Genomic DNA, 12,755 nt, shown 5'->3' with positions numbered 1-12,755 from the left:
AATTTCTATTTTATAAATATTGATTTTTGGTTTACTTTTTTGAATTGATGTACTCAACAATAGTTTCATACGGGGTTTCAAAATCAAACCATTTGGTGTTTTCGTTTCTTTTGAACCAAGTCAGTTGGCGTTTAGAAAACCGTCGGGTGTTTTTCTTTATTTCTTCAATGGCAAATTCCATTGAAATTTCTCTATCAAAATAACTGAATAACTCGCGGTAACCCACTGTTTGTAATGCATTCAACTCTTTATTTGGGAATAACGTTTTGGCTTCCGCTAGTAAACCTTCGTTCATCATAATGTCAACGCGTTGATTGATTCGGTTATAAATGACCTTTCTGTCGGCTTCCAAACCTATTAAAATAGGCGTGAAGTTGAGACTGTTCTGCTTTTGATTTAAAAAAGAGGAATATGGTTTTCCAGAACCCAAGCATACTTCCACAAAACGCATCATTCGTTGCGGGTTTTGTAATGTTTGAGGATTTTCGGTAGCTAAAGTTTTGAAAAAATCAGGATCTAAAACTTCGAGTTTTTGTTGTAAATATCCGATTCCTAATTTTTCATAATTCGTATTTATTTCAGTACGAACTGAAGCGTCAATTTCCGGAAATTCATCAAAACCTTTTAGAATAGCATCAACGTACAATCCGGATCCGCCAACGAGAATTGCGTAATCATTGGTCAAAAATAATTCGTCCAGTTTTGCAATGGCTTCTTTCTCGAAATCACCAACGGTATAATTTTCGAATATGGATTTGTTTTGGATGAAATGATGAGTAGCAGCGTCTAACTCAGCTTTGTTTGGTACAGCAGTCCCAATGGTCATTTCCTTGAAAAACTGTCGGCTATCGCAGGAAAGAATATCGCAGTTAAAGTAATTGGCTAAAACAATGCTTAGGGAAGTTTTTCCGATAGCTGTAGGTCCGACAATAGTGATTAAGTATTTCATATTTTTTTAGCCCAGATGGAAACAGAAACCCCGGAGTTATGGAAGTTAGTTTTTCATGGTGTAAAAGAGCGACTGGAGGAAGCTCCTTTTATGCCTTAGAAAAACAACTAATATAACGAGGAGTTGCAGTGTACAGCTGGAATTGCTTCCAATTAATTAATTATAGTTCTGCTCCGCAATGGAAACAGTATTTTGCATTAAATTCATGTCCCTCAGTACCGCATACATTACAAGGATTGATTCTCTCAGACCTTGGTTTTTTGCGGTTGCTATTGGCAAATTCAGCTGAAACTATTCCTGTAGGAACGGCAATTATTCCGTAACCCATGATCATTACAACCGAAGCGATGGCTTGTCCCAGTGGTGTTATGGGCGAAATATCCCCGTATCCAACGGTTGTGAGCGTGACGATGGTCCAGTAAATACTGATTGGAATACTGGTGAAACCGCCTTCTTTTCCTTCGACTACATACATTACAGAACCGATGATAATACTGCTGATAAGCATAAAATAGATGAATATCAATATTTTTCCTTTGCTGGCAATCAACGCTTCTTTGAGGTGTGTAGATTGGCTGGAGAACTGCGGATGTTTCAAAATTTTGAATAATCGCAATAATCTCAGGGCTCTGACTACCGTTAATACACTGGTTCCAACAAAAAACAACGAAAAATACATGGGTATTGTGGCAATCAAATCAATTATCCCGTAGAAACTAAAGATGTATTTCCAGGGTTTTTTGATTGAAATGATGCGCAGTATGTATTCTAAAGTAAAAAAAATAGTGATAACCCACTCTAAAATAATGAGTTCTTGATGGTATTTAATATCGAAACCTTTTACGGTTTCGAGCATAACGATGATAACGCTGACTAAAATAACACCTAAAAGGACCAGATCAAATAATCGACCGGAAGCTGTATTAGTTCCGTAAATTACGATATTCGTTTTTTGTCTGAAAGCGTCAAATTTCGACTTTATTCTTTGCATACTTTTTATTCGATTAACAATCGATTAGAATTTCAAGGTTTTTAGGGTCTTATTTTTTCGGATGTGGCCTTGGATGATATTTTTAGTATCACGATTATTTTGCATCGGAATAATGATGTTTCTCAGTATTTCGATGTTGTTGATTTGATAGTTTAAATCATAAAAAGCATACCCTTTGTAAATTCCGTTTTCTATCAAAACTGCTGAACGCTCGCTGATGGTTCTTCCTTTATCAATCAAGACCATGTTTTGATTCTCGAAACTATTCTTCTCGATAAAACTGAGCACTCTGGCATTGTATTCTTCTGGAGAAATTACGCCGATACAAGCGCCATCGCACTCTTTTATACTATATTGAAAACAATTTGTTTTAGTATGATACAATCCGGTCAGTTTCTGGCATAAATTGTAATGGGAGGTGATTCTGAACAGTGCATTTTTGCCTTCCTGCAGCGAAGTAAAAGAGGTAATTTCTTTTTTTCGACCATCTGCTTTTTGAAGTTTCAGATTGATGTAACCATTTTTATCTTTTTCAGCATACAAAGCCAATTGAAAAATACTTTTTCGCTGTGCTCTGTTATATATGGGTTTATTGATTTTTATTTCTTCACTTTCTTTCAATAAAGCAATCAATTCACTTCCCGTTTCATCATAGGTTACGGTGAAAACTTCGGCTTGAATTTTTTTACATTTCGTGGAAGTTCCTGTAAAATGCTGATTGATGCGTTTTTTTATGTTTCGGCTTTTGCCAATGTAAACCAAATTCCCTTTTTCGTTGTGGATATAATAAACACCAGTTTTGGCAGGTAATTTTGCTACAATATCCAGTAATTTTGGAGCAATTCCTTTTTCGATTTCTAGTTTTATAAAATCTTTTACAATTTCTTTCTCTAAATCTTTTTCTAAAAGTATTTTAAATAATTTGACTGTTGCTAATGCATCTCCACTTGCACGATGTCTGTCTGCCATTGGGATTCCAAGGGCGCGCACAAGTTTTCCTAAACTATGGGAAGGTTGTTCCGGTAATAATTTTTTTGATAACTCAACTGTACAAAGGGTTTGGGCTTCAAAATCGTATCCTAATCGTCTGAACTCTGTTCGAAGGATTCTGTAATCAAAAGAGGCATTGTGAGCAACGACAATACAATCGTTTGTCATTTCGATGATGCGTTTTGCAACTTCAAAAAACTTAGGTGCCGATTGTAACATGGCATTATTAATACCAGTGAGTTTGACCACAAAAGGCTGAATTGGAATTTCCGGATTGACTAAGCTGATGAATTGATCCACGATTTCATGTCCATCAAATTTATAGATGGCGATTTCAGTGATTCCTTCTTCGTTGAATTGTCCTCCAGTGGTTTCTATGTCGAGTATTGCGTACAAATTTTTTGTTTAATGTTTAATGTTTCAATTTAAGAAACATCTAAAATGCTTCGCCAGTCCGCTCTCGCTATGTTAAGAAGCGTTAATCAAAAATTAATTTCGTCCCCCAAAGATACTACTTCCTATTCGAACCATAGTGCTTCCGCATTCAATTGCAAGTTGAAAATCTCCGGACATTCCCATAGATATAGTTTCCAGTTGGCAGTTTTCAGTTTTTGGTTCTTTTGTCTTGTCGAAAATTGTTTTCAAATGCAGGAATTCTTTCTTGATTTGATCTTTATTGTCTGTGAAAGTAGCCATTCCCATTAATCCAACGATTCTAATGTTTTTCATTTCATGAAATTCACTCGAGGATAGGAGTGAAGCAAGTTCTTCCTCATCAAGACCAAATTTAGTTTCCTCTTCCGCAATATGAATTTGTAGTAAGCAATCGATAATTCTATTGTTTTTGAGTGCTTGTTTACTGATTTCCTGTAGTAATTTCAAACTATCTACACCGTGAATCAAGCTCACAAATGGTGCCATAAATTTGACTTTATTGGTCTGAACGTGACCTATCATGTGCCACTGAATGTCTTTGGGCATTTGTTCCCATTTTTCGGCCATTTCCTGGATTTTGTTTTCTCCAAAAATGCGTTGACTAGCTTCATAGGCTTCCATTAAATCTGAAACAGGTTTAGTTTTTGAAACCGCAACTAAGGTTACGTGTTCCGGTAAAGTGGATTTTATTTGGAGTAAATTATTCGCTATTCCCATTTTGATATTTTGATTTTAAGGTGTTAAAGCTCATAAACGACTAATCCGCTTCTAAACTTTGGTTCAATGTACGTACTTTTTGGAGGCATTATTAAATTGGCATCAGCCAAAGCTTTTATTTCTCCTATATTGGATGGAAATAATATAAAACCGATTTCGAATTCTCCCTGGTCAATTTTATTTTTTACTTCTAATACAGATTGTTTTCCTGAAAGGTATTCTATTCGTTCATCATTACGTAAATCTTCAATGGCAAGAATAGGCAGTAACACTTTTTTGTATAAAATTTGTGTGTCTAAACTATCCAAAGCAGTTAAGAAAAATTCACTTTCTTTGCGTAAAATTAAGCTATAAAAGGCATTGTCAAGGTACATTCCGAATTCATGTTTTTTGGAAGGCTGAAAAGGTTGCTGGAATTTATTTGTAACAATAAAATTCTTTTCTAATTCCTTTAAAAAATCTTCTTTGGTAAAACCGTTTAAATCTTTTACCAAGCGATTGAATTCATATATTTTGACGTTATTTTCAGAAATTAAATAGCTCAGGATATGATTTTTGGCTGTGTTTTCTGGATTATCATTTTCTTCGGATAACAGTTTTAATGCTTCGGTACGATGGTGACCATCCGCAATATAAAGACTATCTGTTTTTTCGAAAATGTTTTGAAGCCAATTTATTTCTAAAGTATCTTCAATTTTCCACAAGTAATGAATTTCTTTTTTGGTAGTTGAAAATTCAAAATCAGCTAATTTTTGGGTACAGTTAAAAATCCAGTTTTCAATTGTTTTATTATCTGGATACGTCATCAGAACCGGTTCTGTATTGAACTCAGAATATTTCATGTAGTCTTTGAGTAATCGAACACGGAACGCAATAATATCTTCGTGTTTTTTGATGATATTATTGCAATAATCAGCTACACTTGTTCCAGCAATAATTCCAGTAAAAGAATGTGTTTTGGTCACAATTTTATGAATATAAATTGCAGGTTTTTTGTCTTTTACAAGAATGATTTCATTTTTGAAATCCTCATATTTTTGATGTACCTGTCGGTATCTTTTTTCGAAAGAAACAGTTTCCTGATTGGTGTAAGCAGGTTTGAGAATGTGCAAAAATGACAACGGATTGAAATCCAATTGTGCTGCTAATTCCGCATTTACATATTCTTCATACGAACGACAAGTGACAAGACAAACCTTATCACGAGTGGGACGAACTGCTTTGAAAGGAACTATTTTAGCCATAATTAAGTCAAAAGTCAAAAGCCAAAAGCCGATCATTTAAAGTAATTAAATTCAAACTCTCGACTTTTAAACATAGAGATTATATAAATTGTTTAGAAATTTTCTCTGCTTTTTTGCTTTCAGAATAATCGTAGAAACCTTCACCAGATTTCACACCCATTTTTCCTGCTCGAACCATATTTACAAGTAATGGACAAGGAGCATATTTTGGGTTTCTGAAACCGTCGTACATAACATTTAAGATGGCTAAACATACATCTAGGCCAATAAAATCAGCCAATTGCAAGGGTCCCATTGGGTGACCCATTCCAAGTTTCATAACCGTATCAATTTCATAAACACCAGCTACTTTATTATATAAAGTTTCGATTGCTTCGTTGATCATGGGCATCAAAATTCTATTGGCAACAAAACCAGGATAATCGTTTACTTCAACTGGTGTTTTTCCTAATTTCTCAGAAAGGTTCATGATAATTTTAGTCACTTCGTCCGAAGTATTATAACCACGAATAATTTCTACCAATTTCATAATTGGCACAGGATTCATAAAGTGCATACCGATAACGCGTTCAGGATGCGCCACAACAGCTCCAATTTGAGTAATCGAAATCGAAGAAGTGTTGGTTGCTAAAATCGTATCGTGAGAACAAGCTTCATTCAATTGCTTGAAAATGTTTAGTTTTAATTCTACATTTTCTGTGGCAGCTTCTACTACTAAATCTACACCTACAACTCCGTCTTTGATATCTGTATAGGTTATAATATTGGTGATTGTTTTGGCTTTATCTTCTTGGGTAATGCTTCCTTTTGCAATCATTCGGTCTAAATTTGCGGCGATTGTTGCCATTCCTTTATCCAAAGATTTCTCAGAAACATCTATTAATTTTACGGTGAAACCACTTTGTGCAAAAGTATGGGCGATTCCATTACCCATTGTTCCTGCTCCGATTACGGCTATTGTCTTCATATTTTTAGTTTAAAGTTTAAAAGTTTAAAATCTAAAGTTCTCGAGAGCTACTTTAAACCTTAAACTTTATGCAAATTTTTATTTATTTTTTAAAACAATCGATAATTTGGTACGCAACTCTAAGTGCTTCGGTTGCTTGTTCTAATGTCACTACAGGAGTAGTATTATTGTCAATCGCATCTGCAAAAGATTCTAATTCGTCAAGAATTGCATTGTTTTGTTCTACATCAGGATTAGAGAAATAGATCTGTTTTTTTACACCTTCTGCATTTTGTAAAATCATATCAAAATCTCCGGGAACTTCAGGAGCATCTTTCATTTTCACCACTTCACATTTCTTTTCTAAGAAATCAACTGAGATGTACGCGTCTTTCTGGAAAAAACGAGATTTACGCATGTTTTTCATCGAAATTCGGCTTGCTGTTAAATTGGCAACACAACCATTTTCGAATTCTATTCTTGCATTAGCAATATCAGGTGTGTCACTAATTACAGAAACGCCACTTGCACTAATATTTTTTACTTTTGATTTTACTACGCTTAAAATAGCGTCAATGTCATGAATCATCAAATCTAAAACTACGGGAACATCGGTTCCACGAGGATTGAATTCAGCAAGACGGTGCGCTTCAATAAACATAGGGTTTTCAATCATGTTTTTGGTAGCGATGAATGCCGGATTGAAACGTTCCACATGCCCAACTTGACCTTTAACATTATATTCCTTTGCCAAAGCGATAATTTCTTCAGCTTCTTCTACCGTATTTGAAATGGGTTTTTCGATAAATACATGCTTGCCGGATTTGATGGCTACTTTGGCGCATTTGTAGTGAGAAAGAGTTGGGGTAACAATGTCAATTACATCAACTGCATGAATAAGAGTGGCAATTGTGCTAAAATGTTTATAACCAAATTCTTTAGAAACCTTCTCGGCATTCTCTTGATTTGGGTCATAAAAACCAACTAATTCATATTTATCAGATTGTTGTAATAAACGCAAATGTATTTTTCCTAGATGACCAGCACCTAATACTCCAATTTTCAGCATAACGATGTAATTTTTACAAAAATAGCAATAAAATGATTAATCTATTATTGATGTGGAACAATTATTCAGTTAATTTAAAATTTAAAATCCAACATTTGAATTCAGAAATTCTTTGCTATTTTTACCAAAATAAAATAATAAATTTTGAAAGACACAGCCAAACATCAAGGACTTCGGAATCAATTAGTAAGCGTTTTAGAGCAAAAAGGGATTACTGATAAAAATGTTTTGGAGGCGATAAAAAAGATTCCAAGGCACTTATTTTTGGATTCCAGTTTTGAAGATTATGCGTATCAAGACAAAGCATTTCCTATTGGTGCAGGCCAAACCATTTCTCAACCGTATACTGTGGCTTTTCAGTCTCAATTATTAGAAGTAAAAAAAGAACACAAAATTTTAGAAATAGGAACAGGTTCAGGGTATCAAACTGCTGTTTTGTGTACGATGGGTGCCAAAGTATTTAGTGTAGAAAGACAAAATGAATTGTTCAAAAAAACATCGGGTTTATTTCCAAAGTTGGGAATTCGTCCTAAGCACATTTCTTTTGGAGACGGATACAAAGGATTGCCTGGTTACGCTCCTTTTGATAGTATTATTGTAACTGCTGGAGCTCCATTTATTCCTCAGCCTTTGATGGCACAACTAAAAATAGGAGGAAGGCTGGTTATTCCGTTAGGAGAAGAGGTACAGATAATGACTTTATTAATCAGAAAAAATGAAACACAGTTCGAAAAACACGAATTTGGGGAATTCCGTTTCGTTCCCTTATTAGAAGATAAAAATTAAATTAGAAACTCGTCTCGCTTAAATAATGAGACGGGTTTTTTATTGACCGATAATGTTTAAATATCGTTCTAAACTTTCTTTTTCTATTTGAGCAATAAATAACAAAAAATCTTCTTTATTATTTTTAGTTTGTGCAGTTTCCAGCGATTGATAATAGCGCATTCTATTTTCATAATCTCCTTTAATATTTGCGATAATGTATCCATGTTGCAACAAAACTAGGTTCATAACCAAACGTGAAGTTCTGCCGTTACCATCAATAAATGGGTGAATTGTCACTAAACGTTCATGCATTTCTGCAGCCAAAACTATTGGATGAAGAATTGATTTATTGGTTTCATACCAAATAAAAAAGTCTTCCATTTCTTTAGCAACGAGAAAAGGTTGTGGTGGCATGTGAGTACTTCCTTGAATCATCACTTGAACTTTTCTATAACGACCGGCATCTTCAGGTTGAATTCCTCTCAAAATAAGATTATGAATAGATAGTACTTCGCGTTCATTTATCGAGCTATTTCTTTGCATTAAATCTTTGATGTAAGCAATCGCTTCTTGATGATTAATCACTTCAAGATGTTCCCGCATGCTTTTTCCGGAAATAGTTAAACCTTCATTGATAACCAAATCAGTTTCACGTAAAGTCATTGTATTGCCTTCAATACGGTTACTTTCAAAAGTATATTCTAACTCTAAAGCTTGTGCAATGCGATAACTGTCAAACTGACGAAATCCATCTAGTTTTGTCTTCAAAGTATCTATTTCATCTAAAATTTTTTGAAGTGTAGTAGATAATTTTTTCTTTAAAGGTTTACTTTGATATCTAATTTCTTGCTCCGCAACTAATAAAGCTTTTAGAGCAAATTCATCCTGACCAATTTCATAAAGAATTTTTTCTTTAAGCCAAGCGACCATTATTGTCTCTAAATCTATTTCTAGTAGAGATGCTAATTTTATAACTTGCTCTCTGGTGGGTTTTCTGGTTCCACTTTCAAACTTACTGATTAAGGCTTGATCAATTCCTAAAAGTTGTGCCACTTCTCTAGTTTTGAGTCCTTTTTGTTCTCTTGCATTTTTGAGTAGTGTTTTCATTTTAAAAATGTTTTAAATTGTCTTGACAAATTTAGTCATTTTTTTAAAATAAAAATATTAATCCCCAATTTCTTTTAATTTAAAATGATTTTTTGATTCGGTCTAAGTCTCGTTTAGTATCTTGTTCTTTAAGAGATTCGCGCTTATCGTAAGTTTTTTTACCTTTACAAAGGCCAATTTGTAGTTTAGCTAATCCTTTTTCATTGGTAAAAAGCTTCAAAGGTACTATTGTAAGACCTTTGGCTTGAACACTTTTTAGCAAACCTTTTAATTCCTTTTTCTTCAAAAGTAATTTACGTTCGCTTCTTGCTTTGTGGTTGAATTGATTGCCAAAAGTATATTCTTCGATATACGTATTTATAGCAAAAAGTTCATTATTACTAAATTCACAAAAGCTCTCCGTTATATTTGCCTTTCCTAATCGAATGGATTTGATTTCGGTACCAGCCAAAACAATTCCAGCATTGAATGTTTCGATTATTTCATAGTCGAATTTGGCTCTCTTATTGAATATATTTATTGTTTTTAGCATAGTTTACAAAGGTAGCAAAAATTAAAGGTTTTGCAATGGTTTATGGTAATTTCAGCAGTTGGGAACTGATTATGCCGTCAATTATTGTAACGATATAAAGATTCCCAAAAGTTGCATCTTCAATATCAGAAAATAAGTTCTGATTGATAATATCATTGACAAATTTTGGTGTGGTATTACTATGTCCCACAATCAAAACTTTTTTTCCAGATGTTTCTCTTTTGAAAGAATCAATATTTAATGTTTTAGGATTATATATTTTAACCTCAATCTTTTTTGTTGTCGCAGTTGGACTTGCGGTTTGCAGGGTTCTTTTGTAATCAGTTGAGTAGATTTCATCGAAACTAATTTCTGAAAATATTTTGTTCCAAAGTTCCGCTCTTTTCAAACCTTTTTCTGATAAATCTGGATTTTGAGAACTATCCACTTTTTCAGCATGGCGAATGAAATAATAGGTTGTGGTTTTACTTTGTGCGAAACTGATATTTAAAAATAAAAGTGTAAGTAATAAGAGAAATTTTTTCATTTGAATGAATTTAAAAAATTAGTATTTACCGATTTTATATATTTGCCAAATGGAAAATTTAAAATCGAAAGATCCGCTTCACGGAATTACACTTCAAAAAATTGTTGAACAATTAGTAGCTCATTATGGATTTGATACTTTAGGTGAACTCATTAAAGTGAAATGTTTTACAGATAATCCAAGTATAAAATCCAGTTTGACCTTCTTAAGAAAAACGGATTGGGCAAGAAAGCAAGTGGAAGATTTATACTTAAAATCAGTTAGTAAATTTACAAAGTAAACGTTAGTTTAATTTATAAGAGACCATTACGCCACCTCTATATGGCAACCATTCGCCACTCTTATTATATTTTTTTGCACTGTCAGTTCGTTCTCCAGTAACTAAATCATATCCTTTATAGAAACCTTGATGCCAACCGCCACCTAAGAAGCAGTCCAGCATGAATTTATCATTAATTTTAACCTGGTAACCAATTGTTGAACCTATAAAATAACCCACTCCTTTTTCATAGTTATTGGTGTTTAAGTAATTCCATTTTTGGAAATTAAATATACTTGCACCAATATGTACTCCAGCATAAAAACCATTGTATTTTTCTTTAAAATGGTATCGGTATTCAGGTGTAAAAGTGTAAAATTCTCTGGGCTTGCCATTTACTGATTTCCAAAAAGAGCCCAAAGCATCAAAGTGAAAGGTTGATTTTTTTCCAATACTAGTTTCTATACCCACGTTTGGAATTGTCAGTAATGTTGTGAAAGCATTAGCCTTTATGTAGGTTTGAGCTTGCAAGAAAAACGAGAACAGAAGAAAAGTGGTTATAAATATTTTTTTCATAAAAATAATTTTCAATTACTTTGGGTAATTTTTAATGACCAAAGCAATTACAAATGTAAAATATTAATCTGTAAGGTTTTTATTTTATTTTAAAACTAAGAACGAATTGAAATTACAAAAGTGATTAGTAATAGTTTTTATTTATTCAAAATAGAATAAATTACTGTATCCAGAAATCGCCCTTCAAAAAATTCATAATCTTTAAAATGCGCTTCTTTGACAAATCCATTTTTTTCTAAAACTTTTGCAGAAGCATAGTTTTCAGGGTCAATTACTGCCTCGAGCGAATGCAGTTTCATAGCATTAAACCCATAATTTACAGCTTCTTTCACCGCTTCAGAAACAATTCCTTTTCCATGATATTCTGGAAGCAACATATATCCTAATTCGGCGCGATAATTTTCAGGTTTTATTCTGTAATGTCCAATAATTCCAATAAGTTTCGGATTGTCTTTCAAGGTGATTGCCCAATTAATACCTTCGTTACTATCTATTTTACTGTCAATCATAGTGATGTGTTCCAAGGCGTCTTCATCTGTTTTTAATAAAGGTCTTGGAATATATTTCATCGTATCTGGATTGGATCGCAAAGCCAAAATCTCTCTTACATCATTAGAATCTACTCTTCTCAAAAGCAAGCGTTCAGTTTCTAAATTGGGAAATGGACTGAAATTTATTGTCAACATATTTAATTTTTTTAATTAAAGTATTTCTATACTGAATTTTGAATGGAAAGTTCTATTGGATTCTAAAATTTGAATGCCTTCTTTTTCGAAGAGATTTCCTGAATTTCCATTGGTATCCGAATAACCAAACCAAGGTTCAATACAAAGAAAAGATGCATTCATTTTTGTCCAAATTCCTAAACTTGGAAAATCTTCAAAATGTACTCTTAAAACTGGATTTTCATTTTCTAAAATAGTCAACGCGTTGGATTGTAATTTTTTAAAAATTAAAGCATCGTTTTTAAACAATTCATAAGTCAGTGGAATTTGTTTATTCTGAACTTCTAATTTCTTCGTTTTATTCGAAATTAAATCACTCTCCAAAAGGTAATATTCTAAAGGTTCTTCTTTTTCAAAAGCAATTGTATAATTTTCGAAGTGATTTGGCAAAGCAAAAGCAGGATGTGCTCCAATAGAAAATGGCATCGTAGATTTTCCTTTGTTAATTACCTTATATGCAATTGATAAATTGTTTTCCTCTAATGTATAAATTAGCTGTAATTCAAATTCAAAAGGATAAACTTTTAAAGTTTCTTCAGAAGATTGTATAGAGAAAGTGGCGCTATTTTGCATTACATCTATTAATTTAAATTCCATATCTCTTGCAAATCCGTGTCGCGATAAATGATATTCCATTCCATTATATTGAAAGGAATTATTTTTTAAAGTACCAACAATTGGAAACAAAATAGGAGAGTGCTTACCCCAATATTCTGGATTTCCTTCCCAGATGTATTCTCTATTTTGATTTGTTTTTAATGAAATTAATTCAGCGCCAAAATGTTTAATTTCTGCAGAAAGATTCCCGTGTTTTATCGTAGTTGTCAAAATTATCTTTTCGGATTAATTTAATAATAGGTTTGTGGCGTAAATATATTTTATAATTTTTGATTCTAATAAAGATTAAGCTTGATTTTATTG

General features: G+C 33.0%; 15 protein-coding genes. 2 read left to right on the top strand and 13 right to left on the bottom strand.

The features are described from left to right. Positions 1–31: 31 nt before the first annotated feature. The 7 genes from miaA to IWX80_RS15830 form a co-directional block, all read right to left on the bottom strand. A complete protein-coding gene (gene miaA, locus IWX80_RS15860; protein ID WP_196854300.1) occupies positions 32–949 on the bottom strand; it encodes a tRNA (adenosine(37)-N6)-dimethylallyltransferase MiaA in 918 nt (305 codons plus the stop codon). A 160-nt stretch (positions 950–1,109) separates the two neighbouring features. Continuing rightward, positions 1,110–1,940 carry an ion transporter gene (locus tag IWX80_RS15855; RefSeq protein ID WP_196854299.1) on the bottom strand — a complete coding sequence of 277 codons (831 nt, stop codon included), beginning with the start codon at positions 1,938–1,940 and terminating at the stop codon, positions 1,110–1,112. Between the two features lie 24 nt (positions 1,941–1,964). Further along, positions 1,965–3,326 carry an exonuclease domain-containing protein gene (locus IWX80_RS15850; protein ID WP_196854298.1) on the bottom strand — a complete coding sequence of 454 codons (1,362 nt, stop codon included), beginning with the start codon at positions 3,324–3,326 and terminating at the stop codon, positions 1,965–1,967. Between the two features lie 93 nt (positions 3,327–3,419). Beyond that, positions 3,420–4,082 carry a YggS family pyridoxal phosphate-dependent enzyme gene (locus IWX80_RS15845; protein WP_196854297.1) on the bottom strand — a complete coding sequence of 221 codons (663 nt, stop codon included), beginning with the start codon at positions 4,080–4,082 and terminating at the stop codon, positions 3,420–3,422. Positions 4,083–4,105: 23 nt separating this feature from the next. Further along, a complete protein-coding gene (locus tag IWX80_RS15840) occupies positions 4,106–5,326 on the bottom strand; it encodes a DUF1015 domain-containing protein (protein ID WP_196854398.1) in 1,221 nt (406 codons plus the stop codon). Positions 5,327–5,405: 79 nt separating this feature from the next. Next, positions 5,406–6,293, bottom strand: a complete 888-nt coding sequence (locus tag IWX80_RS15835) for a 3-hydroxyacyl-CoA dehydrogenase family protein (RefSeq protein WP_196854296.1) — start codon at positions 6,291–6,293, stop codon at positions 5,406–5,408. A gap of 82 nt (positions 6,294–6,375) precedes the next feature. After that, positions 6,376–7,341: a Gfo/Idh/MocA family protein gene (locus tag IWX80_RS15830; RefSeq protein ID WP_113634514.1), complete on the bottom strand. Its 966-nt coding sequence runs from the start codon at positions 7,339–7,341 to the stop codon at positions 6,376–6,378. 144 nt (positions 7,342–7,485) lie between these two features. Here IWX80_RS15830 and IWX80_RS15825 point away from each other — a divergent pair, with 144 nt between their 5' ends. After that, the gene (locus tag IWX80_RS15825; RefSeq protein WP_196854295.1) at positions 7,486–8,127 is read left to right on the top strand and encodes a protein-L-isoaspartate(D-aspartate) O-methyltransferase; all 642 of its coding nucleotides are present in this window, start codon (positions 7,486–7,488) and stop codon (positions 8,125–8,127) included. 39 nt (positions 8,128–8,166) lie between these two features. On the opposite strand, the gene IWX80_RS15820 is transcribed toward IWX80_RS15825, so the two are convergent. The 3 genes from IWX80_RS15820 to IWX80_RS15810 all read right to left on the bottom strand — a co-directional run bounded on the left by IWX80_RS15820 (position 8,167) and on the right by IWX80_RS15810 (position 10,274). After that, positions 8,167–9,216, bottom strand: a complete 1,050-nt coding sequence (locus tag IWX80_RS15820; RefSeq protein WP_196854294.1) for a Fic family protein — start codon at positions 9,214–9,216, stop codon at positions 8,167–8,169. Between the two features lie 79 nt (positions 9,217–9,295). Beyond that, entirely contained in the window at positions 9,296–9,748 is a 453-nt protein-coding gene (gene smpB / locus IWX80_RS15815; RefSeq protein WP_113634511.1) for an SsrA-binding protein SmpB, read from the bottom strand. Positions 9,749–9,788: 40 nt separating this feature from the next. Beyond that, on the bottom strand, positions 9,789–10,274 hold the full coding sequence (locus IWX80_RS15810; protein WP_196854293.1) for a SixA phosphatase family protein: 486 nt from the start codon (positions 10,272–10,274) through the stop codon (positions 9,789–9,791). A 49-nt stretch (positions 10,275–10,323) separates the two neighbouring features. Between IWX80_RS15810 and IWX80_RS15805 the strand changes: the two genes are divergently transcribed. After that, positions 10,324–10,554, top strand: coding sequence for a VF530 family DNA-binding protein (locus tag IWX80_RS15805; RefSeq protein ID WP_196854292.1), 231 nt, complete (start codon positions 10,324–10,326; stop codon positions 10,552–10,554). Positions 10,555–10,557: 3 nt separating this feature from the next. Here IWX80_RS15805 and IWX80_RS15800 read toward each other — a convergent pair whose 3' ends face one another. The 3 genes from IWX80_RS15800 to IWX80_RS15790 form a co-directional block, all read right to left on the bottom strand. Continuing rightward, positions 10,558–11,109: a DUF3575 domain-containing protein gene (locus IWX80_RS15800; RefSeq protein ID WP_196854291.1), complete on the bottom strand. Its 552-nt coding sequence runs from the start codon at positions 11,107–11,109 to the stop codon at positions 10,558–10,560. A gap of 137 nt (positions 11,110–11,246) precedes the next feature. Then, a complete protein-coding gene (locus tag IWX80_RS15795; RefSeq protein ID WP_196854290.1) occupies positions 11,247–11,795 on the bottom strand; it encodes a GNAT family N-acetyltransferase in 549 nt (182 codons plus the stop codon). Between the two features lie 15 nt (positions 11,796–11,810). After that, positions 11,811–12,662: an aldose 1-epimerase family protein gene (locus IWX80_RS15790; RefSeq protein ID WP_196854289.1), complete on the bottom strand. Its 852-nt coding sequence runs from the start codon at positions 12,660–12,662 to the stop codon at positions 11,811–11,813. Between the last annotated feature and the right edge of the window lie 93 nt (positions 12,663–12,755).

The sequence above is a fragment of the Flavobacterium sp. CAN_S2 genome, from assembly GCF_015752255.1.
GTDB lineage: Bacteria > Bacteroidota > Bacteroidia > Flavobacteriales > Flavobacteriaceae > Flavobacterium.
The sequence above is the reverse complement of the archived record's forward strand: the minus strand, read 5'-3'. Positions and strand labels throughout refer to the sequence as shown.